This window comes from Curtobacterium sp. VKM Ac-2922 (genome assembly GCF_022815645.1).
Lineage (GTDB): Bacteria > Actinomycetota > Actinomycetes > Actinomycetales > Microbacteriaceae > Curtobacterium.
In genome coordinates this window covers 219,986-244,479 of sequence record NZ_JALGRO010000001.1, presented here as the reverse complement: position 1 = coordinate 244,479, position 24,494 = coordinate 219,986, and the positions used below count along the sequence as shown (strand labels likewise).

Sequence of the window (24,494 nt, the reverse complement as noted above, 5' to 3'; positions counted from 1 at the left end):
CGCAGCACAGCGCCCGACCCTACCGGCGGACGTACCGCGTCAGCAGCACGTCGTCCGCGCCGAGCAGCACGTGCGCCAGGCGCATCCGGCGCAGCTCGGGCGAGGATCCCGTGCTGATGCGCGGCGCGGCACCGCCCTCGAGCGACGGGTCGATCGTCAGACAGAGTTCGTCCACCTGGTCCGCGGCAACGAGTGCCCCCAGGAAGGACGGGCCGCCCTCGCAGTGGATCGCCGTCAGCCCGCGCGACACCAGGGCCGCACGCACGAGCGCCACGTCGACGGTTTCCTGGCCGCAGGACACGACGTCGGCGACGGCGGACAACGCCGCACGACGGTCGTCGGGCGCGGACGCCGCGGTCAACACGAGCGGTCGCACCGGCGCGTCGGTGAACACGTTCGACGCGGGATCGAGCGACAACGACCCGGTGACGATCGCGAACACCGGGTGGTCGGGCTTGCCGTGCGCCCGCCGCCAGGCGACGTCGGACTCCCGCAGCCGCATCGGACCGTAGCCCTCGTCGCGGACCGTCCCCGCGGCGACGAGCACCACGTCCGCGAACCGACGCAGCAGCTCGAAGACGCGCAGGTCGTCGTCACCGCCGAGCGAGCCGGACACGCCGCCGGTCGAGGCGGCGCCGTCCGCGGTGGCCACGAAGTTGACCCGGATCCAGCCGCCGGCCGACGTGGCGGACGCTGGCGGGGCCTCCAGGCCGACACCGTCGGTGTACAGGGCGACCACGTCGTCGTCGGACAGGTCCGCGATCGGGGCGGGGAGCAGGGTCACGTGTTGTGCCTCGATTCCAGGGGTGCGCGCCACCCGAGGGTCGCCTCGACCATCCGCATCGCGTCGACGGACTCGGCCACGTCGTGCATCCGGACGATCCGCGCGCCGAGCATCGCGCTGACCGTGGCGACCGCCAACGAACCGGAGAGCCGCTCCCCGCGCGGTCGGCCGAGGGACTCGCCCACGAAGTCCTTGTTCGACACCGCGGCGAGCACGGGGTAGCCGAGCGCGACGACCTCGGGCAGACGCCGTGTCACCTCGAGCGTGTGCACGGTGTTCTTGTTGAGGTCGTGCCCCGGGTCGACGATGATCCGCGACTCGGGGACGCCCGCGGCGAGTGCCCGGTCGACCCGCTCCCGCAGGAAGCCCACGACCGAGGCCGTGACGTCGTCGTAGTGCGGCGGCTCCGGCAGCTTCGTGCGGGGCGGCGCGGTCGAGTGGGTGATCACGATCGTCGCGTCCGAGTCGGCGACCACCGCGGCCATCGCCGGATCGGACAGGCCGGTCGTGTCGTTGACGACGTTCGCCCCGGCCTCGATCGCGGCCCGTGCGACGTCGGCGCGGAACGTGTCGACGCTGATGATGACGTCGGACTCGGCGCTCAGCTGGGCGATGACGGGGACCACCCGGTCGATCTCGTCGGCCGCGGGCAGTTCCGGGCCCGGAGCGAACTTGACGCCCCCGATGTCGACCCAGTCGGCGCCCTGCTCGGCAGCACGGACGGCGGCCGCCACGGCGCGGTCGAGTTCGAACGTGGCGCCCTGGTCGTGGAACGAGTCGGGCGTGCGGTTGATGATCGCCATCACCGCGATGCGGTGGTCGAAGTCGATGGTGCGCCGGCCGAGCGTGCGCACCGGGTGGCGCAGGACGGGGACGACCCACCCGGGGGCTGCCTGGAGGCTCGGCACGGCCGGTTCGGTCGTCATGCGTCCGCCTCGTGGTCGGGTTGACCGGTGTGGTCGGCGCCGCCGCCGTGGCCGGCAGGGTCGGCTTGGCCGGCAGGGTCGGCTTGGCCGGCAGGGTCGGCTTGGCCGGCAGGGTCGGCTTGGCCGGCAGGGTCGGCGTGGCCGTCGTGCTCGATGCCCGGGCCACTGCCGCGGGCGCTGATCAGGGCGATCGCCTCGGCGCGGGCGGCCGGCTCGGCCAGGGTCCCCCGGGCAGCCACGGTCACGGTCGTCGAGCCGCTCTGCCGCTCGCCACGGGTCGTCACGCACTGGTGCTGCGCGTCGAGGACGACCAGCACGCCCTGGGCGTCGAGTCCCTCGGCGATCGTCCCCGCGACCTGTTCCCCGAGCCGCTCCTGCAGCTGCGGACGCGACGCGACGGTGTCGAGCACGCGCGACAGCGTCCCCAGGCCGATGAGCTCGTCACCCGGTGCGTACGCCAGGTGCGCGACCCCGATGAAGGGCAGCAGGTGGTGCTCGCACACGGACCGGAAGCGGACGTCGCGCACGACGACGAGCTGGCCGCGGTCGCCGTCCTCGGCGTGCACGGTGCCCTGCCGGGTGATCGCGACGGCGTCGGTGCCGATGCCGTTGAAGAACTCCGTGTAGGCGTCCGCGACACGGGCGGGCGTGCGGGCGAGTTCCGGGCGGTCTGGGTCGTCACCGATGCCGAGCAGGAGTTCGCGGACCGCGGCCTCCACACGAACACGGTCGAAGGGCTGGGTCACCCACTCATCCAACACCAGGAACATCCGGGGAACGAAGCCCGGGGTACGTCGCGCCCGGGTCCCAGGTTCCTTTAAACTTCGTTGGTGAGCGCCCCGCAGACAACCGAAACGCCCCGGAACCGCGTCGCTTCCGGCCTCGACCGCTTCTTCTCCATCACCCAGCGCGGATCGAGCATCCCCCGCGAGGTCCGTGGTGGCCTCGTGTCGTTCGTGACGATGGCCTACATCGTCATCCTCAACCCGCTGATCCTCGGTGGCTTCAGCGCCGACCAGGCCGCCAAGGACGTCACCGGCGGGTGGCTCGAGAACGCGCAGGTCGCTGCCGCGACCGGGCTCGTCGCCGGGCTCATGACGATCGCGATGGGGCTGATCGCGAACCTGCCCTTCGGGATCGCCGCCGGCCTGGGGATCAACTCGTTCCTGGCCGTCAGCGTCGTCCACCAGGTCACGTGGGCCGAAGCGATGGGGCTGGTCGTGATCAACGGCGTGGTCATCGTCGTGCTGGCACTGACAGGCATCCGGACGATGATCTTCACCGCGGTGCCGGCGCAGCTCAAGGCCGCGATCACGGTCGGCATCGGGCTGTTCATCGCGTTCATCGGGCTGGTCGACTCGGGCTTCGTCCGCTCCTCCGGCCTGGCGTCGCCCCCGCTGCAGCTCGGCGAGGACGGCTCCGTCGGCGCGCTGCCCACGATCGTGTTCCTGATCGGCCTGGTGATCATCGGCACGCTCATGGCCCGCAAGGTCAAGGGCGCCCTGCTCATCGGCATCGTGGCGACGACGATCATCGCGATCATCCTGCAGGCGATCTTCCACGTGCCGACCTCGGTCGACTCGAAGACCGGCTGGAACCTCAACGCCCCGGGCCTGCCGAGTGCGCTGTTCGCCGTCCCCGACCTGTCGCTCGTCGGGCACGCCGACCTGTTCGGCGCGTTCAGCCGCATCGGGCCGCTCGCCGCGTCGATGCTCGTCTTCACGCTGGTCTTCACGAACTTCTTCGACGCGATGGGCACGATGACCGGTCTGGCGAAGGCCGCCGGCGTCGCGCGCCCGGACGGCACGTTCCCCCGGTTGAAGGCCGCGCTCGTCGTCGAGGGTGCCGGCGCGATCGCCGGTGGTGGCGCGTCGGTGTCGTCGAACACCGTCTTCATCGACTCGGCAGCGGGCATCGGCGAGGGCGCACGGACCGGCATGGCCTCGGTCGTCACCGGACTGCTGTTCCTGGCGTCGATGTTCCTGACGCCGCTGACCCAGGTGGTCCCGCTCGAGGTCGCCGCCGCGGGGCTCGTGGTCGTCGGTGCGCTCATGGTCGCCCAGGTCGCAGACATCTCGTGGACCGACTTCGGGTCGGCACTGCCGGCGTTCCTGACGATCGTCGTGATGCCGCTGACCTACTCGATCGCCAACGGCATCGGCGCGGGCTTCATCAGCTGGGTGCTCATCAAGGCCCTGTCCGGCCGAGGCCGCGAGGTCTCGTGGCTGCTCTACGTCGTCGCCGCGGGCTTCCTGCTGTACTTCGCGCGTGGTCCGCTGGAGGCCGTGCTCGGCGTCGGTTGACGCAGCCTCCCCCGGCGTCGGCCCGGAGGCCCGGGGTCACTCCGGCAGGTCGGCCGGCGTCGCCTCGTGGTGGCGTCGGCCACCGGTGCGCCGGTCCTCCTTCATGCGCGCCTCGAGCAGGTGGCGGCGCCCCTCGGCCAACTCGTCCCGCGCCGTGCGCTCGAGCTCCTTGGCGAGCGCGTAGTACCCGTCGTCGTAGTCCTCGACGATCTGGAACGTCCATCGTCCCGCGATGACGTTGCGGCCGATCAGCTCGGTGTCGATGCGGTCGGCCAGCTCGGTGTGCCCGGCCGCCCGGAGTTGCTCGACGGCATCGCCCAGATCCAGGTCTGCCTTGCCCGTCAGCCGGTGGAAGCCGTACAGCAGGCCTCGGGCGTGCTCGATGGCCTCGACCGCTGCGGACAGCGTGCCGAGGGCCTCGACCGTGGCGTCGGAGACCCCGTCCGGGACCTGGTGTGCTGCGTCGGGACCCTGTGCGTCGTTCGTCATGCCTCTTCGTCTACACGAGAGCTCCGGGGACCGCTCCCGGTTGTGATGTCGGTTGCGCGCTGTCGGAACGGACGCCTACCATTCGAACACACGTTCGAACGAGGAGGACCCGATGATCGTCGTCGATGCAGCCGTCACGGTCTGGTGGGAGCACGGCACGCCGGTGCGGATCGTCTGGCAGGGGCGCCGCTGGCGGGTGACCGACGTGCCGACCCGGCTCACCGTCACGCCCACCGACCTGCCCACCGCCATCACCCACGCCCCCGAGCGCACCGCGGGGTGGCGCTTCCAGGTGACCGCCGACGACCGCGAGACGCTGGTGCTCGACATCGTCCCCGACCGCGGTGGCTGGACCGTCGCGCGCACCTGGTCCTGAGCCGCGGCGCGCGCGGCGCGCGCGGCGCGCGCTGCGCGCGCGGCGCGCGCTGCGCGCGCCGTCGGCCGTCGGCCGCGGGCCGAGTCTCGGTCAGGCGGACAGGATGCGCTCCTCCGGAGCCGCACCATGTCCGCCAGGGTGAGTCTCGCCGGAGCCGGACGGCCGCTCCATGAGCCGCCACGCGCCTCCTGTCAGCGGTGCCAGCGTCACCACCGTGTAGAGCGCGACGACCACGGCGAAGGTCGCCGACACGCCGATGCCCTGCGCGGCGAACCCTGCGAGCAGCCCGCCCAGGGGGATCCCCGCCCACGACCCCGCGCCGAGCAGCCCGAAGACCCGCGCCCGCATGTGCTCCGGGATGCGCTCGAGCTCGACGGCCCCCAGGATCGGGTTGAGTGACCCCGCGGCCAGCCCGGACACCGCGCTCGCCACCAGCATCCACGGCAGCCCGAGGCCGAGCGCCGGCACCAGCAGCGAGGGGCCGCCCGCCAGCACGAAGCACACCACGAAGGTGATGCGTCGCGGGACCCGGTGGGCGACGTACCCGAACACGACCGAGCCAAGGAACGCCGCACCACCGAACGTCCCCGTGACGAAGCCGAGCGCCTGCGCTCCCCCGAGCCGCTCGTCGGCGTAGAGCGGTAACAGCGTCGTGGACCGCGCCGCATCCAGCAGGTTCGTGACGAGCACCAGCGCGATGATCAGCCGGAAGAAGGGGTCGCGGGCGCAGAAACGGAACCCCTCGGCGAGGTCGCGCCAGTAGCCGCGCGATGTGGGCTGTCCCGCAGCGTCCGCGGTCACCGCGGGCACCTCGGCAGCGCGCACGAACAGCGCCGTCAGCAGTGCGGCCGCGCCGAACGCGAGCGCCGTGCACGCCAACGCCGGCAGCGGACCGAGGACCGCGACCAGGACGCCACCGACCGGTGCGCCGATCAGCACGGAGAACCGCGCCGACGCCTCGAAGTGCCCCACCGCCCGTTCCAGCGGCACGCCCGCCTGGGTCGCGAGCCCGGGCAGCAGCACGCGGCGGGCGGACTCCCCGGGCATGTCGAACAGTCCACTCACGAACACCAGTGCCAGCAGCGCCCAGAACGGCAGCCCCACGGTCCACGCCAGGACCGGCATGGCGAGCAGGGTGACACCGCTGACGACGTCCGACCCGATGCTCGACCGGACGAACCCGACGCGTTCCACCAGGGCCCCGCCGAACGGGCCTCCGAGGACGATCGGCACCGTCGCCACGAAGGCCGTGATGCCCACGTCCGTCGCCGACCCACCACGGGCGAGCACCACGAACGGCACGCTCACGGTGGTGACGACGTTGCCGATCCGCGAAGCGACCTGCACTGCCAGGAGTGCACGGAGCCGCCCGCGGGGGCTCAGACGCGCGGCCATCGGTACGCCTGCTGGAGCACGACGACCTGCTCGGACCCGTCGCCCTCGACGTGCTGAGCACCGACCGCCTGCCACCGCTCCATCACCGCGTGCATCTCGGCGCCGAGCTCGGCGAGCTCGGCAACCGTCAGGCGGACCACCCGGTCGGAGCTGGTGCCGGCGGCGACCCATTCGCGTCCGTAGGTCGCCGCCCGGTCGACGTAGGCCTCGTAGTTGGCGGCGTACGTGCGGGCCACCGCGCGGTCGAGCGCGCTGACGGCCAGCGAGCGTTCCGGGTCGTCGAGCGCGTCCTCGAGGGACCAGGACGACGACTCGTGCACGGCCCGCCACCACCGCTCGCGACGATCGGTCCCGAGGCCTGGTGCCGGTTCGATCAGATCGGCACCAGCGAGTCGGCTGCAGTGGTAGCTGATCGTGCCCGGTGCTTCGTCGATCAGCTCGCCGAGCATGGCGGCGGTCTGGGGACCACTGGCCCGGAGCAACCCCAGGATGCGCAGCCGCGTGGGGTGCGCGAGGGCCCGCATGTGCGCCGGGTCGTCGATGCGTCCGTTGTCCATGGCGCGAGCCTAGGTCCGCAAGACATGTTGCGCAAGACTCGTTGTGGATCTACGGCCAGGAGGCCCGACGCGCGTCGGGCCGTCGCGGTACGGTCGCGACATGGCCAGGTGGATCGCGCTGCTGCGCGGGGTGAACGTCAACGGGATCACGATCCGGTCTGCCGACCTGCGGGCGCTGTTCACCGAGCGCGGGTACACGGACGTGCGCACCGTTCTGGCGTCCGGCAACGTGGTGTTCGGCGCCGACGCCGAGCCGGGTCGCCTGAAGGCCGACGTCGAGCAGGCCCTGCGCGACCGGTTCGGGTACGACGCGTGGATCGTGCTCGTCCCCCACGACGACCTGGCCGCGATCGTGGACGGGTTCCCGTTCCCCTCGGCCCCGGACCGGCACGACTACGTGCTGTTCGGCTCCGACGACGCCGCGCTCGATGACCTGCTGGCGGACCTCGACCTGGACCCCGCGGTCGAACGGGTCGAGCGCGGACCCGGCGTCGTGTACTGGTCGTGCCCGAAGGGATCGAGCACCGACACCACGTTCGCGAAGCGCGCCGGCGCCGCACGGTTCAGGCGCACGACGACCACCCGCAACGCGAACACCCTGCGCAAGCTGCTCTGACGGTCGGCGCTCAGACGGTCTGCTCGTCCGGTTCCAGCTCGCGCTCCAGCGAGATCGTCGGGATCGATGCCGTGATGACCGACCCGTCGGCTCGCAGGGTGCCCTGGATGTCGCTGGTCGTCGGGGCGTGTCCGGACATGCGCGGCCCGTGGTGCGGGATCGCGACGACCGTCGGTTCACCGGCCTGGATGTCGTGCGGCTGGTTGTGCACCCACGCCGTGAACCCCGAGCCGGTCTCGACCGTGAACGTCATGCGTTCCTGCTCGAGGTCGATCCGCACCCGTGACTCGCGCACGGTCAGGCGGTAGGTCAGGCGCTCCCACGACGCCGGCAGCCGCGGGTTGAACGACATCTTGCCGCCGTGGTCACGCATACCGCCGAACCCGTTGACGAGCCCGCCCCAGATGCCGCCCGTCGACGCGATGTGCACGCCGTCCGAGGTGTTGCCGTGCAGGTCGGCCAGGTCGACGTACAGCGCCGTCTGGAAGTACTGCTCGGCGAGCTCGTGGTAACCGACCTCGGCCGCCATGATCGACTGCACGACCGCGGACAACGTGGAGTCGCCCGTGGTCAGCGCGTCGTAGTAGTCGAAGTCGCGGCGCTTCTCGGCCGGGGTGAACTCGTGCCCCTGCAGGAACAGCGCCAGCACGACGTCCGCCTGCTTGAGCACCTGGAACCGGTAGATCACCAGCGGGTGGTAGTGCAACAGCAGCGGGCGCTTGGACTCGGGCGTGTTCTCGAGGTCCCAGAGTTCCTTGTCGAGGAACTGGGCGTCCTGCGGGTGGATGCCACGGTGCGGGTCGAACGGGATCTCCATGGACTCGGCCGCACGCTCCCAGTCGACGACCTCGGCCTCGCTCAGCCCGGTGCGCCGAACCATGCGGGCGTACTCCTCCGGGTCGTCGACCGCGAGTTCGCGGCACGCGTTCACCGCGAACCACAGGTTCGCCCGGGCCATCACGTTCGTGTACATGTTGTCGTCGACGACCGTCGTGTACTCGTCCGGGCCGGTGACGCCGTCGATGTGGAACTTCTGGTCGCCGTTCGAGCGCCAGAAGCCCAGGTCCTCCCACAGCCGGGCGGTCTCGACCAGGATGTCGATCGCCCCGCGCTTCAGGAACTCGGTGTCGCCCGACGCCCGCACGTACTGCATGAGCGCATGAGCGATGTCGGCGTCGATGTGGTACTGCGCGGTGCCGGCGGCGTAGAACGCGCTGGACTCTTCGCCGTTGATCGTCCGCCACGGGAACAGCGCGCCGTGCTGGTTGAGCTCACGCGCACGGGACCGCGCGGAGTCGAGCATGTTGTAGCGGAACCGCAGGGCGTTCCGCGCGACGATCGGCGCCGTGTACGACAGGAACGGCAGGACGTAGATCTCCATGTCCCAGAAGTAGTGCCCGCCGTAGCCGGACCCGGTGACGCCCTTCGCCGCGATGCCGTGGCCGTCGGTGCGGGCCGTTGCCTGCGCGAGCATGAACAGGTTCCAGCGCACCGCCTGCTGGATCTCCGGCTGCCCGGCGATCTCGACGTCGCTGCGCGCCCAGTAGTCGTCCATCCAGGTGCGCTGCTTGGCGAAGGTCTCCTCGACCGTCTCGGCGTGCGCGCGGTCGAGCGTTCGGTCGCATCGGTCGGCGAGTTCCCGAGCCGGCACCCCGCGCGAGGTGTGGTAGACGACGTTCTTGGTCAGGCGGATCGGCTGCCCGGCCTTGGCGTGCACGCGGTACACGTGCTTGGCCAGGTCGTCCTCGATCGACGACGACTCGTCCCACGCGTTGTCGGTCTCGATGCGGTGCTCGACGCCGACGCAGATGGTCATGCCGGAACTGGCCGCCTGGTAACCCAACAGCGACCGGCTGCCCGAGTTCCGCTTGAGCTTCGGCTCGAGCACGCGCTCGGTGAAGGACTCGGCCTTGCGCGGGTCGAACGCGGTCGCCGCTGCGCGCATGCCGGCGTGGTACTCGTCGACGACGTCCTGGCGGTTGAGGATCTGGCTGGACAGCAGGATCGACGCGTCGTGGTCGAGCATCGTGACCTCGTAGTCGATGACCGCCAGGTGCCGGTCGGTGAACGAGACCAGGCGGCGGGACCGGATGAGCACGCGCTTGCCGGACGGCGTCGACCACTCGGTCTCGCGCAGCAGGTACCCACCACGGAAGTCGAGCCGGCGGGTGTGCCGCAGGATGTCCGCCTCGGCCAGCACCAGCGGTTCGTCGTCGACGTAGAGCCGGATGACCTTGGCGTCGGGCGCGTTGATGATCGTCTGGCCGGTCTTGGCGAAGCCGAAGGCGTCCTCGGCGTGCCGGATCGGCCAGGTCTCGTGGAAGCCGTTGATGTACGTGCCGTACTGCACGCCGCCGCGACCTTCGTCGAGGTTGCCGCGCAGGCCGAGGTAGCCGTTGCCGACCGCGAAGTTCGTCTCCGCGACGCCCTGCTCGTCGGGGGCGTACTCGGTCTCGACGAGCGCCCACTCGTCGAGCGGGTAGCGCACGCGGTCGAGGGGGTCCGAGGTGATGGGGTTCATGGGGTCTCCGTGGGAGGGAGTGGTCAGGGACGCTCTGGAGGCACGGATCGCGCCCGGCGGGTCGGGCTAGGTCGTCGACGTGGCGGGCTGGGGCAACTCGGCCACCAGGTCCGCCAGGTCCGTGACGACCACGTCGGCGCCGTTGGCACGGAGTTCGTCCGCCCCGGCACCGCGGTCGACGCCGATCACCAGGCCGAACGCGCCGTTCCGGCCGGCGGCGACGCCGCTCGTGGCGTCCTCGACCACGACGCACTCGGCAGCCGTCAGGCCGAACCGGCTGGCCGCGTCGAGGTAGGTGTCGGGCGCGGGTTTGCCGGCCAGTCCGTCCTGGCGCGCGACCATGCCGTCGACGATCACCGGGAAACGCTCGAGGATGCCGGCGGTGCGCAGGACCTGCTTGGCGTTGGCGGAGCTCGACACGACGGCCACGGACAGCCCGGCGTCGATCGCTGCGGTCAGGAACCGCATCGACCCCGGGTACGGCTCGACGCCGTGTTCGGTCAGCTCGGCCGTGAACTCGGCGTTCTTGCGGTTGCCGAGCCCGCAGACGGTGTCCTGGTCGGGGTCGTCGTCCGGGGTGCCCTGCGGCAGGTCGATCCCCCGCGCGTCGAGCAGCGAGCGGACGCCGTCGTAGCGGGGCTTGCCGTCGATGAACGCGAAGTAGTCCTGCTCGGTGTACGGCGCGACCCCGTGCTGCTCGAGGTAGGGCGTGAACAGCCGGCTCCAGGCGCGCATGTGCACGTCGGCCGTCGGCGTCAGCACCCCGTCGAGGTCGAAGAGGAGCGCGCGCGCATCAGCGAGGCGCGCTGGGGCCCGTCGGTCAGACGACGTCATGGACACACCTTCCAGGGAGTGGTGTCGAACGAGTGCTGCGCCGAGTCTAGGACCGCTCCAGGCCGCCCGTGGCCTCGGACGCACGCCTGTGGATCGTTGTTCACCGACCGCGTTCGTCGACTTCCGCTCCCCCGGCTCCCCACGGGTTGACGAGGTCGATGCCCGTCCCGGCGAAGTCCTTGGTGTTCCTGGTCGCGCAGGTGGCCGCACGAGCCCTGCAGATCGCGGCGATCTGCGCGTCGGCGGTGGAGATGGGCAGTCCCGCGCGGAGACGGCCGACGACGACGTCGGCGTAGTGCTCCGCGGCGACCGAGTCGAACGGCAGGATCGCGCCACGCGCGTCGTAGTCGTCGAGGACGCCGCCGATCGCCTGGCCGAGAGCGGTCTTGCGCCTGCCGTCATCGAGACGGCGCACCCCGGCGAGGAGCTCCGCGACCGTGATGGCCGTGATCGCGACCTTGCCGGTGAGCGTGGTCACCCACTCCACGACCGCGTCGTCCGGCGTCGGTCGGAACAGCTCGGAGAGGACGTTCGTGTCGAGGACGATCATCCGAGGTCAGCGACGCGTGCGACGTCGTCACGAGGCGGGAGGGGCAGTGACTCGACGGCTCCGGCTGCGCGGACGGCGTCGAGGAGCGCCACGCCGATGTGCCTGGGCTCGGTCCCCCGCGCGATGATCTCGCGCGCCTCGGACTCCATCGAGCGGCCGTGCTGCGAAGCCTGTGCGACGAGCCGCGCCTTGACGGACGCGTCGAGATCACGGATGACGATCGAGACCATGCTGCACCTCCGGTTGATATCATCGACGATATCACTCCGCGAGGGTTCACACGATCTGCGGAACCCCAGCCAGTTCAGCGGGCCGGCGCGGAGCTGCCCGACCGCGGCGCTGAGGTGCGCCCGGGCGTCGTCGCCGGCGATTCTCGACACTGTTCGGGAGCCCGGCACCGTTTCGACCAGCATCGCCACGGTCAGGGCGACGACGCGCGGAGCTCGGCGCATCAGTGGTCACCATGTGCCATGCGGAGACGATGAGTCAGCCTCGTGGGAGCCGGTTCGGTGGTGTCCCGAGCGCGTTCCCCTGTGGACCGAACCGGGGTCAGCGCGCGGCGGCGACGGCCGCGTCGAGTTCGTTGAGCGCGACAGCGGTGGCGTCGTCCAGGCCACCCAGCCACGTGAGCCGGACGCGGGTGGCGAGGAAGGCCTCCAGGTCGGCCAACACGTCCACCATCAGGTCGCCACCCAGGTCGCCGTGGACCGTCGGCCCGGACACCGCGCGCGCTGCGAAGCGGCGGTCGGCCGCAGCCGCGTCGGCACGGACGGCGCACTCGACGAAGGCGGCGCCCTCGTCGTGGGCGAGCGCCGCGAGCTCGTCGACGAACCCGTCGGCACGCACGTACTGCGGGACGATGACGTCACGCCCGGCGCGCAGGTGCGCACGCATCGCGGCTGTCGCCATGGCTCGCGCCGCCAAGCCCGCGGGGCGCAGCTGCTCCCGCCAGCCGCCGAGCATCCCCCGCAGCACGTCGATGTCCAGCGCGACCGGCAGCGCAGCCGCGTGCCGCTCGACCCACGCTGCGGCGAGCGTCGACTTCCCACTGGCCGGGATGCCGTTCAGGTGGACCAGGACGGCTCGGCGCATCAGTTCAGGGCACCGGCGCGGAGCTGCTCGACCCAGCGCTCGACGGCCGCGCTGATCTCGGCCCGCGCCTGGGACCGCGGGATCGTCGCCGTCAGGTCGCCCGGCTGCGCGCCGTACGCCCCGAAGTCGGCGTGGTTCGAGCCCTGGATCTCGGTCATCGTCGCGTCCTCGGGCAACCGCACACGGGCGGCGTCGACCTTGGCCGGGGTGGACAGCCCGTCGCGGGAGCCCGACACGCTCAGCACGTCGACCTTGGACCCGGACAGGTCGTTCGCGCAGTAGCTGCCGAACAGCAGCAGCCCGGCGACGTCCGGGTCATCGGCCAGCTGGCACGCCCGGACCCCGCCGAGCGAGTGCCCGCCGACCGCCCACGTGGTGACCGACGGTGCGTGCCGCTCGAACGTGGACATCGGACGCAGGTCGAAGAACGCCAGGTGCAGCGTCGGCTTCGTGATGACGACGGTGGTGCCGGACGCCACGACCTGCCGGAACGAGTCCATGTACGCGTACGCGTCGACCTTCGCGCCGGGGATGAACACGATGCCCACGCCGTTCGCCGAGCCCGTCGGGGTCATCAGCACGGAGTCGCCGACGTCACGGACGGCCACCCGGTCGTCGCGCCACACCTGCAGCGCCGCGGACCGGGTGCCCTGCATGACGATGTTCGCCCAGACCAGGAACACCACGACCAGCAGGACGATGACGGCCACGATCCACGTGGTCCAACGGAGTGCTCGGTTCATCGGTGGTCCTCTGCTCGGTGTGCGGTGACCGTGAGCCAGCGCTCGTCGGCCCCGGGGGCGGTGGTCTCGCGGACGTCGACGTCGACCCAGCCGGCGTCGGCGACGACCCGGGTCAGGGCGTCCTCGGTCCAGTACGTGAAGTGCCGTGCACGGTCCACCTTCGCCGTGGTCCAGGCATCGCCCTCGCCGCGCTTGACCGTCGCCGCGAGGACCCCGCCGGGCCGGACGGCGACGAGCGCGCGTCGGAGCACCCCGGTCAGCTCGTCCCGCTGGACGTGCAGCAGCACGGCGTTCGCGAACACGGCGTCGTACCCGCTGCCGAACATCCCCGTGCGCACGTCGAGCACCCGCGCGGCATGCCCGTCGGCCCGGAGTCGCTCGACGAACGTCCGGGCGCCGTCGGTGCGATCCACGCGCAGGCCCGCTGCCTCGAGCGCCAGCGCATCGCGGCCGGGTCCCGACCCGAGCTCGAGCACACGGGCACCCCGGGGCACGAGCGCGAGCAGGTCGTCGACCAGCGCCGCACGATCCGCGCTCGTCCGGTCGGCGTACACGGCAGCAGCCCGTTCGTAGGCGTCGAGCGTGCGGTCGGCGCGGAGGTCGCGGCGCATCAGCACCTCGTGGCGACCGTCGGGCAGCACGTCCCCGGGTTCGTCGAGGGCGACGAAGCCAGCGCGCTCGTAGACCCGGCGGGCACGGGCGTTGTCCGGCATCACCGCGAGCGCGAGCACGGTGCGTCCGGCGCCGGCAGCCCATCGCACCAGCGCGTCGATCAGCGCCCCCGCGACACCCTGCCCGCGAGCAGCCGGGTCGACCCACATCGAGATGAGCTCGGCGCGGTCGCCCTCGACGGGGACGCCGCTCGCCATCCCGACGGCCCGGTCGCCGTCGAACGCCACCAGGTCGAGCGCACCGGGGATCGACAACCGTGCACGCCAGCGATCCTCGGCGGCGTCCTGCCAGTCGACCAGCCGTGACCCGAACGCGTCGGGGGCGTCGGCGAGCGCGCCGCGCCGGACCCGGCTCCACCGCTGCCAGTCGTCGGCGTCGAGCGCTCGGAGTTCCACGGTCACGCCTCGGAATCTATCCCGATCGCGCGACCGAGGCCCGCGCCGGGACGGCCGCGACCGGTCTGGCGGCGGTGGGTCGCGCCTCCAGACCGGTCGTGGGTGGTGTTACTTGATGGCCGCGCGGATCTCGGCGGCTGCGGCGCCCACGTCGGACGCGCTGTAGATGGCGCTGCCGGCCACGGCGATGCGCGCACCGGCCTCTTGCACCGACGCGACGGACGAGGCGTTCACGCCTCCGGCGACCGAGAACGGCACGCCGGACTCCTTGCCGGCGTCGAGCAGCGTCGAGAACGTGAAGCCCTCTTCGGCCTGCTCGTCGAGCCCGGCGTGCATCTCGACGAACTCGGCGCCGAGGTCGATGACCTCCTTGGCGCGGGCGGCCTTGTCGGACACACCGATCAGGTCGACGACGATGCCCTTGCCGTGGACCTTGGCGGCCTTGACCGCGCCGGCGATGGTGCTGTCCCCGGCGACACCGAGCACGGTGACCAGGTCAGCGCCGGCCTTGAAGGCCATGTCCGCTTCGAGCTCACCGGCGTCCATCGTCTTGAGGTCGGCGAACACGATCTTGTCCGGGTGGGCCTCCTTGATCGCGGTGATCGCGGACAGGCCGGCGCTCTTGACGAGCGGCGTGCCGAGCTCGATGACGTCGACGTGCGGCGCGGCCGCGGCGGCGAGCTCGAGGGCGTGCTCGGTGGTCAGGGTGTCCATGGCGAACTGGAGCTGCATGGTGGTGCCTTTCGTTCGGTTCAGCGGAGTCATTCGAGGTTGGCGTGGCGGGGCCACAGGTCGTCGGCGGACTGGTCGCCGCGGGTCCAGAGGGTGTGGAAGAGCGCGTCACCGAGCAGCGCGACCGCCTGTTCGAACAGTCCGCCGGCGTACTGCGCCGATGCGGTGCCCGAGCGGTCGGTCTTGGTGGCGGCCGGCAGCACGAGGGTGACGGTGGCGAGCTCGGCCAGCGGCGAGTCGTCGGTGGTCGAGATCGCGATGACGCTTGCGCCCTGGTCCGACGCGGTCTTCGCTGCTTGCACGATGCCGGTCGTGGTGCCGGAGCCGCTCGCGACGAGCAGGACGTCACCCGCACGGATCGCAGGAGTGGTGACCTCGCCGACCACGTGCACCTGCAGGCCGAGGTGCATGAGTCGCATGGCAGTCATGCGGAGCGCAAGACCCGATCGGCCGGCGCCGTGCACGAACACCCGGTCGGCGTCGGCGAGCAGGTCGAGGGCGCCGTCGAACGGCGCCTGGTCGGTGTCGCGCAGCCCGGCGACCAGGTCGTCGAGCTCGCGGACGATGACGTCGAGGGAGGTCGAGACCGTGGGGTGGGACATGCAACAAGGCTCGTCCTGTCCGCTCGTGTGCGCCGCTACCCGACACGGCAGGGCTCCCGTCCGAACGGGTGGGCCCACCCACTCGGGTGGGACGCGTACGGTCGGAGCGTGGACACGACGACCGATCTGGAGGCCCGGGTCGACCCCGGCGGACGCCTCGCCGCCGCCGAGCACGCACGGACCGTCGCCGAGCAAGCCGACCGGCACGCGCTGACCCTGGAGTCGGTGCTCGCGGTCCTGCGGTCATCGCGGGTGGGCGACGCCGCCGCCCGGGCCGAGGCCGTCGAGATCGCCTCGGCGGCGCTCGTGGACCTGCGCACCGTCACGGATCGTCAGCGCGGCGCCCTGCTCGAACCGGTGACCGGGGCGTTCTCGCGGTTGCGTGCCGACCTGCGACCACTCGTCCGGTTCGGTGACCTCGACGTGCAGTTCGTCGAACCGCCCGCGACGGGCCGCGCGCTGCCCGGGGACGTCGCGCACGCCGCCCGGGCGATCGTCCGCACCGCGGTGCTCGCGCTCGTCGATGCGGGTGAGGCCCACCGTGTCCGGATCCAGTGGGACTGCGACGGCCGGAACCTGCTCATGCAGCTGCGCGACGACGGTGCTGGGACGCTCGACGTGCACGACGACGTGATGCGCCCCATCGCCGAGCGGGTCGTCGCCCTCGACGGGCGGCTCGACGTCGCCTCGACGCCCGCGTGGGGGTCCGTGCTCGACATCGCACTGCCGCTCGACCCGGCCCCGAGCACGGTCGAGCTCTCCGACGGCGACGACCTGACCCCGCGCGAGCAGGACGTGCTGCGCCTGGTGGCGACGGGCGTCGGCAACCGTGAGATCGCCGACGGGCTCGGGATCAGCGTCAACACGGTCAAGTACCACGTGGCGAACCTGCTGCGGAAGCGCGGGGCACGCACCCGCGCCGAGCTCGCCGCGACCGGGGTCGGCAGCCGGTGACCACGCGCCGCGGCGCCCGCGCCGTCAGGGCGTGAAGCGGTAGCCCATCCCCGACTCGGTGACGATGTACCGCGGCGACGAGGGGTCCGGCTCGAGCTTCCGCCGCAGCTGCGCGACGTACAGCCGCAGGTACCCCGAATCGGTGCCGTGCGACGGGCCCCACACCTCGGTGAGCAGCATCTCGCGCGTCATCAGCCGGTCGGGGTTCGCCAGCAGCACCTCGAGCAGCCGCCACTCGGTCGGGGTCAGCCGGATCGCCGGACCCGACGGCGGGGTGACCTGCTTCGCGACGAGGTCCACCACGAGCTCCCCGATGCGCACGGCCGGTGCCGCATCCGCTCCGCCCGTCGCACGACGACGACCGAGCGCCCGGAGCCGGGCGAGCAGCTCGTCCATCTGGAACGGCTTCGTCACGTAGTCGTCCGCGCCGGCGTCGAGCGCGTCGACCTTGTCGGACGAGTCGGTGCGTCCCGACAGCACCAGCACCGGCACCTGCGACCACGCCCGGATGCCCTCGAGCACCCCGATGCCGTCCAGCCGCGGCATGCCCAGGTCGAGCATCACCAGGTCCGGTCGCTCGGTGATGACCGCGTCGATCGCGGCGCGGCCGTCCCGCGCGGTGACGACGGCGTAGCCGCGCGCGGACAGGGTCACCCCGAGGGCACGCACCAGCTGTGGGTCGTCGTCGGCGATCAGGATCTTCATCGGGGTCCGGCCCTCATCGTGCTTCCACTCCCACGTGCCCGGCGATCGGCAGCCGCACGACCATCGTGAGCCCACCGCCCGGGGTGTCGTCGACCTCGATCGTGCCGCCCATGCCCTCGGTGAACCCGCGCGCCAGGGCCAGTCCGAGTCCCAGCCCGGTCTCGTTGTCGGTGTCGCCGAGCCGTTGGAAGGGCTGGAACACGTCGTCGCGCTGGGTCTCGGGGATGCCGGGGCCGTGGTCGGCGATGCGCAGCTCGACCCCGCCGCCGAACGCGCTCGCGGCGACGCGGACGCTGGTGCCCTCGGGCGAGAACCGCACCGCGTTCGCCAGCAGGTTCACCAGGACGCGCTGCAGCAGCACCGGGTCCGCCATCACGGGCGGGAGTTCGGCGGGCAGGTCGAGGTCGACGTCCTCGGGGCCGAGCTCCAGTTCGTCGAGGGCGGGCGCGACCACGGTCTCCAACGGGAGCGGCACAGCCGTGACGGCGAGCACCCCCGCCTGCACCCGCGAGACGTCGAGCAGGTCGCCGAGCAGCACCGCGAGCTGGCCGAGGCTCTCGTCGGCGGTGGCGAGCAGGGCCTCCCGATCGGTCTCGGACAGGGCGATGTCGCTGGCACGGAGCGTCTGCACGGCGGCCGAGGCGGCCGCGATCGGCCGCCGCACGTCGTGGCCGACAGCGGCGAGGATCGCGCTCCGCACCCGGTCGGCCGCGGCGATGCGCTCGGCGTCCACCGCGGTGCGGGTCAGCTCGCGGTGCTCGACCGCCGCGTCGATCTGCTGCTCGACGACGCGCAGCAGCCGGCGCTGGGTCGGGTCGTCTGGAGCGCCCGCGAACTCCAGGACCGCACCGGACGGGAGGCTCGTGGTGGCGTCCGGCGCATCGCCGAACGTCCCCGACGTGGCCGGCACCAGGTCCCCCTGCCGGACACGCAGACCGGCGAAGCCGAAGGCCTCGCGGGTGCGGTCGACGAGCGCCTGCAGGGCGTCGTCCCCGCGCAGCACGCTGCCGGCGATGCCGATGAGCAGCCCGGACTCGGCCGCCGCGCGACGAGCGGTCCGCGAGCGACGCGCCGACCGGTCCACCACGAAGCTCACGAGCACCGCGCTGATGACGTACATGACCAGAGCGGCCAGGTGCCACGGCTGCTGGACGGTGACCCGGTAGAGCGGTTGCACGAAGAAGAAGTCGAGGCTGAGCCCGGACAGCACCGCGGCGAACACGGCCGGCAGCATCCCGCCGACCAGGGCGACGACGAGCACGAGCAGCTGGTAGGCCAGCACGTCGACGGTGATGGCGTCGGGGTCCGTGCCGAACGACAGCAGCCAGGTCAGCAGCGGCCCGACGACGATCGACAGGCCGAACGCCGCCAGGACCCGCCCACGCGACAGGCTGCCGCCCAGCCGGGGCAACGCGATGCCGCCGCCCGCGCGCTCGTGCGTGACGACGTGCACGTCGATGTCGCCGGACTCCTGGATGACGGTGTTGCCGATGCCCGGGCCGGTGAGCGCTGCGGCCGATCGGCTGCGACGACTGACGCCGATGACGATCTGCGTCGCGTCGATCGACCGGGCGAAGCGCACCAGCGTGCTCGGGACGTCGTCGCCGACCACCTGGTGGTACGTCCCGCCGAGCTGTTCGAGCAGGGCGCGCTGCTTGCCGAGCGCGCCGGGGTGCCGTTCGCGCAGGCCGTCGTTCGTGGTGACGTGCACGGCCGCGAGCTCGCCGCCGGAGGACCGGGCGGCGATGCGGGCGCCCCGGCGCAGCAGGGTCTCGCCCTCGGGACCGCCGGTCAGCGCAACGAGGACCCGCTCGCGGGCCTCCCACCGGTGCTCGATGCCGTGCTCGGCGCGGTAGCGCTTCAGCGCGTCGTCGACCTCGTCGGCCAGCCACAGCAGGGCGATCTCACGCAGGGCGGTCAGGTTGCCCAGGCGGAAGTAGTTCGACAGGGCCGCGTCGATCCGGGCGGCCGGGTACACCAGGCCCTCGGAGAGCCGCTCGCGCAGGGCCTGGGGCGACAGGTCGACGACCTCGATCTGGTCGGCCGCCCGCACCACCGCATCGGGGACGGTCTCGCGCTGCACGGTGCCGGTGATCTCGCGCACCACGTCACCCAGGGACTGCATGTGCTGGATGTTCACCGTCGAGATGACGTCGATGCCCGCGTCGAGCAGGGCCTCGACGTCCTGCCACCGCTTGTCGTGCGGGCCTCCGGGCGCGTTCGTGTGGGCGAGCTCGTCGACCAGGGCGACGTCGGGGTGCCGTGCGGTCACCGCAGCCAGGTCCATGTCGTCCAGCTCGACGCCGCGGTGCGACTCCACGCGGCGGGGCACGAGCTCGAGCCCCTCGACCAGCGCGGCGGTGGCGGCACGGCCGTGGGTCTCGACGACGGCGACGACCACGTCGCGGCCCTCGTCACGCAGACGGCGCCCCTCTTCGAGCATCGTGAACGTCTTGCCGACGCCGGGCGCGGCCCCGAGCAGGACCCGCAGCTTCCCTCGCTTCACGTGCTCATCCTCTCGCGGGTTGTCGTGCGGTGCGGTGGTGTGGTGATCGGGGCGTGGCGTCGCACCCCTGTGCGGACATCGCACCCCGGTGTGCGGGGGCGCGACGTCCGCACAGGGGTGCGATCGGTCAGCTGGCCTTCGCCAGGGCCAGGTTGAGCTCGAGCACGTTCACCGCAGGGTCGCCCAGCACGCCGAGCTGCCGCGACTCGGTGTGCTCGTCGACCAGCTTCCGCACGACCGACTCGCTCAGCCCGCGGGCCGACGCCACGCGGGCGATCTGCAGGCGGGCGTAGTCCGGGCTGATGTCCGGGTCGAGGCCCGAGCCGGACGCCGTCACCGCATCCGCGGGCACGTCCGCGGCGGACACCCCGTCGGCCTTGGCGATCGCGGCCTTGCGCGCCTCGATGGCCTTGGTCAGGTCGGGGTTCGACGGGCCGAGGTTCGAGCCGGACGAGGCGTTCGCGTCGTAGCCCTGCTCGCCTGCGGCTGACGGGCGCGACTGGAACCACCGGTCGGCCTGCTTGCCGGTGAAGGACTGCCCGATGAGCGAGGACCCGACGGGCGTGCCGTCCTGCGACACGATCGAGCCGTTCGCCTGGTCGTGGAAGGCGGCCTGGCCGACACCCCAGACGGCGAGGGGGTAGGCGATGCCGAGCACGACGGTTGCCAGGACCATGAGCCGCACTGCGACACCGGTGCTGCGGAGGAAGGAACGAGAGCTGGTTGCCATGAGTCAGAACCCCGGGAGGAGACCGACCACGAGGTCGATCAGTTTGATGCCGATGAAGGGGACGATCACGCCGCCGAGCCCGTAGACGAGCAGGTTGCGGCCGAGGATCGACGACGCCGAGGCTGCGCGGTACTTGACGCCACGCAGGGACAGCGGGATGAGCGCCACGATGACGAGCGCGTTGAACACGACGGCCGACAGGATCGCGGACGAGGGGCTGTGCAGGCCCATGACGTTGAGCGCGGCCAGGCCGGGGAAGGCCAGCTGGAACATCGCCGGGATGATCGCGAAGTACTTCGCGACGTCGTTGGCGATCGAGAACGTGGTGAGCGCCCCGCGGGTGATGAGCAGCTGCTTGCCGATCCGGACGACGTCGATGAGCTTGGTCGGGTCCGAGTCCAGGTCGACCATGTTGCCGGCCTCCTTCGCCGCGGTCGTCCCGGTGTTCATCGCCACGCCGACGTCGGCCTGGGCCAACGCGGGGGCGTCGTTCGTGCCGTCGCCGGTCATCGCGACGAGGTTCCCGCCCTCCTGCTCGCGGCGGATCAGCGCGAGCTTGTCCTCGGGCGTGGCCTCGGCCAGGAAGTCGTCGACGCCGGCCTCGGCGGCGATCGCGGCGGCGGTGCGTGGGTTGTCGCCGGTGATCATCACCGTGCGGATGCCCATGCTGCGCAGCTCGCCGAAGCGTTCGGCCAGACCGTCCTTGACGACGTCCTTCAGGTGCACGACGCCGAGCAGGTCGACCGTGCCCGACGGGGCTCGGCGGGCGACGACGAGCGGCGTCCCACCTTGGTCGGAGATCTCGGCGACGGTGGCATCGATGGCGCTGACCACACCGGCATCGGGGGTTCCGGCCCAGGCGAGCACTGCCGCAGCGGCACCCTTCCGCACCTGGGAGCCGTCGGTCAGGTCGACGCCGGACATCCGGGTGTTCGCGGTGAACGGCACCTCGACCGCACCGGCCGGCAGGCCCGCGGTCACGCCGTCGGCCACCGCCAGGTCGACGATCGAGCGGCCCTCGGGGGTTCCGTCGGCCGCGCTCGACAACGCCGCAGCCGCCATGAGCTCGCCCACCGTCACACCCGGGACGGGCACCACGCGGGACGCCCGACGGTTGCCGTACGTGATGGTGCCGGTCTTGTCGAGCAGCAGCGTCGTGATGTCCCCGGCGGCCTCGACCGCGCGGCCGGACATCGCCAGCACGTTCCGCTGCACGAGCCGGTCCATGCCCGCGATGCCGATCGCCGACAGCAGGGCGCCGATGGTGGTCGGGATCAGGCAGACCAGCAGCGCGATGAGCACCGTGATGCTGACCGTCGACCCGACCATGCCCGCGATGGGCTGCATCGTCAGGCAGACGATCACGAACACGATCGACAGCGACGCCAGCAGGATGTTCAGCGCGATCTCGTTCGGCGTCTTCTGCCGGGCGGCGCCCTCGACCAGGCGGATCATGCGGTCGATGAAGGTCTCGCCGGGGGTCGACGTGATGCGCACGATGATCCGGTCGGACAGCACGCGGGTGCCACCGGTGACGGCACTGCGGTCACCGCCCGACTCGCGGATGACCGGGGCGGACTCGCCCGTGACGGCGGACTCGTCGACCGAGGCGATGCCGTCGATCACGTCGCCGTCGCCCGGGATCACCTCGCCGGCCACGACCACCACCACGTCGCCCTTGGCCAGGTCGACCGAGGCGATGTCCTCGGTCGCGTTGTCCGTGGCGGCGGGACTGGCGGTGTCGTAGTCCAGGACACGGCGGGCGCTCGTGGTCGAGCGGGTCTTCCGCAGGGTGTCGGCCTGCGCCTTGCCGCGCCCCTCGGCGACGGACTCGGCCAGGTTGGCGAACACCACCGTCAGCCACAGCCAGATCGCGATCGCGATGGTGAAGGCGGACGCGTCGACGAACGCCGCGGCCGTGGTCAGGGCTGCGCCCACCTCGACCAGGAACATCACGGGGTTCCGCCACATCAGGCGCGGATCGAGTTTCCGCAGGGCGCCCGGGAGGCCCCCCACCAGTTGACGGGGTCCGAAGGCGGACGAGCGGGTGGCCGGTTCCGCGGCGGTGCGCGGTTCCGACTCGGAGGTCACGGTGCTCATGACAGTCCTTCTGCGAGGGGTCCCAGTGCCAGCACCGGGAAGTAGGTGAGCGCGGTCACGATGACGGCGACACCGGTGAGCAGGCCGACGAAGAGCGGCCGGTGGGTGGGAAGGGTGCCGACGGTCTCGGGCACCTTGTCCTGCCGGGCGAGCGACCCGGCGAGCGCCAGGACGAACACCATCGGCACGAAGCGGCCGAGCAGCATCGCGACGCCGAGCGCGGTGTTCATCCACGTGGTGTTCGCGGTGAGCCCGCCGAACGCCGAGCCGTTGTTGTTGCCGGCGCTGGTGAACGCGTAGAGCAGCTCGGACAGTCCGTGGTTGCCCGGGTTGAACACCGAGGTGCCGAGGACCTGTTCGCGGACGCCCGGGATCACGAGCGACAGCGCGGTCCCGAGCAGCACCACGGTCGGGGTGACCAGGATGTAGAGCGCGGCGAAGGTCATCTCGCGGGCACGGATCTTCTTGCCGAGGTACTCGGGCGTCCGACCGACCAGCAGACCGCCGATGAACACCGTGATCACGGCGAGCACGAGCATGCCGTACAGGCCGGATCCGACGCCGCCGGGGGTGACCTCGCCGAACATCATGTTCAGCAGCGTCATCATCCCGCCGATCGGGGTGTAGCTGTCGTGCATGGCGTTGACGGCGCCGGTCGAGGTGGACGTCGTCGCCGTCGAGAACAGGGTGGAACCGAGGATCCCGAACCGGACCTCCTTGCCCTCCATCGCGGCACCGGCGGCGTGTGTTGCCGCTCCGCCCCCGCCGAGCTCGGCGATCGACATGACCGACAGCGAGACCAGGAAGATCAGCCCCATCACGGCCAGGATCGCGTACCCCTGACGGCGGTCGCCGACCATGCGGCCGAACGTGCGCGGCAACGAGAACGGGATCGCGAGCATCAGGAAGACCTCGAACAGGCTCGTCCACGCCTGCGGGTTCTCGAACGGGTGGGCCGAGTTCGCGTTGAAGTAGCCGCCGCCGTTCGTGCCGAGCTCCTTGATCGCCTCCTGCGACGCGACGAACCCGTCCGGGATGTGCTGCGTGCCGCCGACCAGCGTCGTGACGTCGGTGCCGCTGCCCCACGACTGGATGACACCGCCGGCGACGAGCACCAGTGCGGCGACGAACGCCAGCGGCAGCAGGAGTCGACCGGTGCCGCGCACGATGTCGACCCACACGTTGCCGAGCGTGCCGGAGCGACGTCGGGCGAACCCGCGCACCAGGGCGACGGCGACGGCCAGACCGACGGCGGCGGACACGAAGTTCTGCACCGCGAGCCCGGCCATCTGCACCGAGTAGCCCAGGGTGGCCTCGGGCGAGTACGACTGCCAGTTCGTGTTCGTCACGAACGACACCGCCGTGTTGAACGCCAGCGACGGACCGACGGCCGGCAGCCCGAGGTCACCGGGCAGCACGACCTGGATGCGCTGCAGCAGGTAGACGATGAACACGCCCACCACACTGACCAGCAGCACGCCACGCAGGTAGGCGGGCCAGGACTGCTCCGCGTCGGGGTCGACGCCGATGACGCGGTAGATCCCGCGCTCGACGCGACCGTGGTGCTGCGACTCGTACAGCCGCGCCATCCAGTCGCCGAGCGGACGGTGGACGACGACGAGCAGCAGGACCAGCAGGGCGACCTGGGCGATGCCGGCCCACGTCGAAGCGGTGCCCATCAGAACTGCTCGGGGCGCACGAGCGCCCAGACGAGGTAGACGAGCGCGGCGATGCCGAGGACGGCGGCGACGATGGTGATCGCGATCACAGTCGCTCCACCCCCTTGGCGATCAGTGCCACCACGCCGAACACGGCGAGGACACCGGCGACGACGAAGACGTCGAACACGTGGGACTCCTGGAGTTCATCGGTTCCACGGCGGGTGCCGTGGACGGCACCGTGTGTGGTGCCG

The 24,494-nt window shown here is 71.7% G+C and carries 24 protein-coding genes and 1 pseudogene; 4 read left to right on the top strand and 21 right to left on the bottom strand.

The features are described 5' to 3' along the window. Positions 1-19: 19 nt before the first annotated feature. From MT346_RS01130 to folE, 3 genes and pseudogenes are all read right to left on the bottom strand, one after another. Positions 20-784, bottom strand: a complete 765-nt coding sequence (locus tag MT346_RS01130) for a pyrimidine reductase family protein (protein ID WP_243560883.1) — start codon at positions 782-784, stop codon at positions 20-22. Beyond that, positions 781-1,710, bottom strand: a complete 930-nt coding sequence (gene folP / locus MT346_RS01125) for a dihydropteroate synthase (protein WP_243560882.1) — start codon at positions 1,708-1,710, stop codon at positions 781-783. The genes MT346_RS01130 and folP overlap by 4 nt, the downstream gene beginning before the upstream one ends. 173 nt (positions 1,711-1,883) lie before the next feature. Next, positions 1,884-2,480: pseudogene (gene folE, locus MT346_RS01120) on the bottom strand (GTP cyclohydrolase I); the annotation flags it as partial. Positions 2,481-2,537: 57 nt separating this feature from the next. Here folE and MT346_RS01115 point away from each other — a divergent pair. After that, positions 2,538-4,013 (top strand): NCS2 family permease, encoded by a 1,476-nt coding sequence (locus tag MT346_RS01115; protein WP_243560880.1) that lies wholly within the window; start codon positions 2,538-2,540, stop codon positions 4,011-4,013. Between the two features lie 36 nt (positions 4,014-4,049). Here MT346_RS01115 and MT346_RS01110 read toward each other — a convergent pair whose 3' ends face one another. After that, a complete protein-coding gene (locus MT346_RS01110) occupies positions 4,050-4,502 on the bottom strand; it encodes a hypothetical protein (protein ID WP_243560878.1) in 453 nt (150 codons plus the stop codon). 112 nt (positions 4,503-4,614) lie between these two features. On the opposite strand from MT346_RS01110, the gene MT346_RS01105 reads away from it, so the two are divergent. Beyond that, positions 4,615-4,878 carry a hypothetical protein gene (locus tag MT346_RS01105; RefSeq protein ID WP_243560876.1) on the top strand — a complete coding sequence of 88 codons (264 nt, stop codon included), beginning with the start codon at positions 4,615-4,617 and terminating at the stop codon, positions 4,876-4,878. Positions 4,879-4,968: 90 nt separating this feature from the next. On the opposite strand, the gene MT346_RS01100 is transcribed toward MT346_RS01105, so the two are convergent. Together MT346_RS01100 and MT346_RS01095 are read right to left on the bottom strand one after the other, a co-directional pair. Next, positions 4,969-6,273, bottom strand: a complete 1,305-nt coding sequence (locus MT346_RS01100; RefSeq protein ID WP_243560874.1) for an MFS transporter — start codon at positions 6,271-6,273, stop codon at positions 4,969-4,971. Next, entirely contained in the window at positions 6,258-6,830 is a 573-nt protein-coding gene (locus MT346_RS01095; RefSeq protein WP_243560873.1) for a helix-turn-helix domain-containing protein, read from the bottom strand. The genes MT346_RS01100 and MT346_RS01095 overlap by 16 nt, the downstream gene beginning before the upstream one ends. Positions 6,831-6,930: 100 nt before the next feature. On the opposite strand from MT346_RS01095, the gene MT346_RS01090 reads away from it, so the two are divergent. Beyond that, a complete protein-coding gene (locus tag MT346_RS01090; protein ID WP_243560871.1) occupies positions 6,931-7,446 on the top strand; it encodes a DUF1697 domain-containing protein in 516 nt (171 codons plus the stop codon). A 10-nt stretch (positions 7,447-7,456) separates the two neighbouring features. Here the strand turns inward: MT346_RS01090 and MT346_RS01085 are convergent, their stop codons facing one another. The 9 genes from MT346_RS01085 to hxlB all read right to left on the bottom strand — a co-directional run bounded on the left by MT346_RS01085 (position 7,457) and on the right by hxlB (position 15,587). Continuing rightward, complete coding sequence (locus MT346_RS01085) at positions 7,457-9,967, bottom strand: glycoside hydrolase family 65 protein (RefSeq protein WP_243560869.1); 2,511 nt, start codon at positions 9,965-9,967, stop codon at positions 7,457-7,459. 66 nt (positions 9,968-10,033) lie between these two features. After that, a complete protein-coding gene (locus tag MT346_RS01080) occupies positions 10,034-10,801 on the bottom strand; it encodes an HAD family phosphatase (RefSeq protein ID WP_243560867.1) in 768 nt (255 codons plus the stop codon). A 100-nt stretch (positions 10,802-10,901) separates the two neighbouring features. Next, positions 10,902-11,351, bottom strand: a complete 450-nt coding sequence (locus tag MT346_RS01075; protein WP_243560865.1) for a type II toxin-antitoxin system VapC family toxin — start codon at positions 11,349-11,351, stop codon at positions 10,902-10,904. Further along, on the bottom strand, positions 11,348-11,581 hold the full coding sequence (locus MT346_RS01070; RefSeq protein ID WP_243560863.1) for a toxin-antitoxin system: 234 nt from the start codon (positions 11,579-11,581) through the stop codon (positions 11,348-11,350). The genes MT346_RS01075 and MT346_RS01070 overlap by 4 nt, the downstream gene beginning before the upstream one ends. Positions 11,582-11,900: 319 nt before the next feature. Next, positions 11,901-12,443: an AAA family ATPase gene (locus tag MT346_RS01065; RefSeq protein WP_243560861.1), complete on the bottom strand. Its 543-nt coding sequence runs from the start codon at positions 12,441-12,443 to the stop codon at positions 11,901-11,903. Continuing rightward, positions 12,443-13,186: an alpha/beta hydrolase gene (locus MT346_RS01060; protein WP_243560860.1), complete on the bottom strand. Its 744-nt coding sequence runs from the start codon at positions 13,184-13,186 to the stop codon at positions 12,443-12,445. The genes MT346_RS01065 and MT346_RS01060 overlap by 1 nt, the downstream gene beginning before the upstream one ends. Next, positions 13,183-14,259, bottom strand: coding sequence for a bifunctional GNAT family N-acetyltransferase/class I SAM-dependent methyltransferase (locus tag MT346_RS01055; RefSeq protein WP_243560858.1), 1,077 nt, complete (start codon positions 14,257-14,259; stop codon positions 13,183-13,185). Before MT346_RS01055 ends, MT346_RS01060 begins: the two co-directional genes overlap by 4 nt. 102 nt (positions 14,260-14,361) lie before the next feature. Then, positions 14,362-14,985 carry a 3-hexulose-6-phosphate synthase gene (gene hxlA, locus MT346_RS01050; RefSeq protein WP_243560856.1) on the bottom strand — a complete coding sequence of 208 codons (624 nt, stop codon included), beginning with the start codon at positions 14,983-14,985 and terminating at the stop codon, positions 14,362-14,364. Between the two features lie 29 nt (positions 14,986-15,014). After that, positions 15,015-15,587 (bottom strand): 6-phospho-3-hexuloisomerase, encoded by a 573-nt coding sequence (hxlB, locus tag MT346_RS01045; protein WP_243560854.1) that lies wholly within the window; start codon positions 15,585-15,587, stop codon positions 15,015-15,017. 108 nt (positions 15,588-15,695) lie between these two features. On the opposite strand from hxlB, the gene MT346_RS01040 reads away from it, so the two are divergent. Continuing rightward, complete coding sequence (locus MT346_RS01040; protein WP_243560852.1) at positions 15,696-16,541, top strand: LuxR C-terminal-related transcriptional regulator; 846 nt, start codon at positions 15,696-15,698, stop codon at positions 16,539-16,541. A 24-nt stretch (positions 16,542-16,565) separates the two neighbouring features. Here MT346_RS01040 and MT346_RS01035 read toward each other — a convergent pair whose 3' ends face one another. From MT346_RS01035 to MT346_RS18290, 6 genes are all read right to left on the bottom strand, one after another. Next, positions 16,566-17,246, bottom strand: a complete 681-nt coding sequence (locus MT346_RS01035; RefSeq protein WP_243560850.1) for a response regulator — start codon at positions 17,244-17,246, stop codon at positions 16,566-16,568. Positions 17,247-17,259: 13 nt separating this feature from the next. Beyond that, entirely contained in the window at positions 17,260-19,752 is a 2,493-nt protein-coding gene (locus MT346_RS01030) for an ATP-binding protein (protein WP_243560848.1), read from the bottom strand. Positions 19,753-19,879: 127 nt separating this feature from the next. Next, on the bottom strand, positions 19,880-20,482 hold the full coding sequence (gene kdpC, locus MT346_RS01025) for a potassium-transporting ATPase subunit KdpC (protein WP_243560846.1): 603 nt from the start codon (positions 20,480-20,482) through the stop codon (positions 19,880-19,882). Positions 20,483-20,485: 3 nt separating this feature from the next. Beyond that, positions 20,486-22,582 (bottom strand): potassium-transporting ATPase subunit KdpB, encoded by a 2,097-nt coding sequence (gene kdpB / locus MT346_RS01020; RefSeq protein WP_243560844.1) that lies wholly within the window; start codon positions 22,580-22,582, stop codon positions 20,486-20,488. After that, positions 22,579-24,261 carry a potassium-transporting ATPase subunit KdpA gene (gene kdpA / locus MT346_RS01015; protein WP_243560842.1) on the bottom strand — a complete coding sequence of 561 codons (1,683 nt, stop codon included), beginning with the start codon at positions 24,259-24,261 and terminating at the stop codon, positions 22,579-22,581. The genes kdpB and kdpA overlap by 4 nt, the downstream gene beginning before the upstream one ends. After that, entirely contained in the window at positions 24,261-24,350 is a 90-nt protein-coding gene (locus tag MT346_RS18290) for a potassium-transporting ATPase subunit F (RefSeq protein WP_243560840.1), read from the bottom strand. The genes kdpA and MT346_RS18290 overlap by 1 nt, the downstream gene beginning before the upstream one ends. Positions 24,351-24,494: the final 144 nt, after the last annotated feature.

Excerpts from the sequence above, each read along its gene's own strand:
- folP (WP_243560882.1), bottom strand. The coding sequence starts at position 1,710 with ATGACGACCGAACCGGCCGTGCCGAGCCTCCAGGCAGCCCCCGGGTGG.
- MT346_RS01110 (WP_243560878.1), bottom strand. The coding sequence starts at position 4,502 with ATGACGAACGACGCACAGGGTCCCGACGCAGCACACCAGGTCCCGGAC.
- MT346_RS01105 (WP_243560876.1), top strand. The coding sequence starts at position 4,615 with ATGATCGTCGTCGATGCAGCCGTCACGGTCTGGTGGGAGCACGGCACG.
- MT346_RS01100 (WP_243560874.1), bottom strand. The coding sequence starts at position 6,273 with ATGGCCGCGCGTCTGAGCCCCCGCGGGCGGCTCCGTGCACTCCTGGCA.
- MT346_RS01095 (WP_243560873.1), bottom strand. The coding sequence starts at position 6,830 with ATGGACAACGGACGCATCGACGACCCGGCGCACATGCGGGCCCTCGCG.
- MT346_RS01090 (WP_243560871.1), top strand. The coding sequence starts at position 6,931 with ATGGCCAGGTGGATCGCGCTGCTGCGCGGGGTGAACGTCAACGGGATC.
- MT346_RS01085 (WP_243560869.1), bottom strand. The coding sequence starts at position 9,967 with ATGAACCCCATCACCTCGGACCCCCTCGACCGCGTGCGCTACCCGCTC.
- MT346_RS01080 (WP_243560867.1), bottom strand. The coding sequence starts at position 10,801 with ATGACGTCGTCTGACCGACGGGCCCCAGCGCGCCTCGCTGATGCGCGC.
- MT346_RS01075 (WP_243560865.1), bottom strand. The coding sequence starts at position 11,351 with ATGATCGTCCTCGACACGAACGTCCTCTCCGAGCTGTTCCGACCGACG.
- MT346_RS01070 (WP_243560863.1), bottom strand. The coding sequence starts at position 11,581 with ATGGTCTCGATCGTCATCCGTGATCTCGACGCGTCCGTCAAGGCGCGG.
- MT346_RS01065 (WP_243560861.1), bottom strand. The coding sequence starts at position 12,443 with ATGCGCCGAGCCGTCCTGGTCCACCTGAACGGCATCCCGGCCAGTGGG.
- MT346_RS01060 (WP_243560860.1), bottom strand. The coding sequence starts at position 13,186 with ATGAACCGAGCACTCCGTTGGACCACGTGGATCGTGGCCGTCATCGTC.
- hxlA (WP_243560856.1), bottom strand. The coding sequence starts at position 14,985 with ATGCAGCTCCAGTTCGCCATGGACACCCTGACCACCGAGCACGCCCTC.
- hxlB (WP_243560854.1), bottom strand. The coding sequence starts at position 15,587 with ATGTCCCACCCCACGGTCTCGACCTCCCTCGACGTCATCGTCCGCGAG.
- MT346_RS01035 (WP_243560850.1), bottom strand. The coding sequence starts at position 17,246 with ATGAAGATCCTGATCGCCGACGACGACCCACAGCTGGTGCGTGCCCTC.
- kdpC (WP_243560846.1), bottom strand. The coding sequence starts at position 20,482 with ATGGCAACCAGCTCTCGTTCCTTCCTCCGCAGCACCGGTGTCGCAGTG.
- kdpB (WP_243560844.1), bottom strand. The coding sequence starts at position 22,582 with ATGAGCACCGTGACCTCCGAGTCGGAACCGCGCACCGCCGCGGAACCG.
- kdpA (WP_243560842.1), bottom strand. The coding sequence starts at position 24,261 with ATGGGCACCGCTTCGACGTGGGCCGGCATCGCCCAGGTCGCCCTGCTG.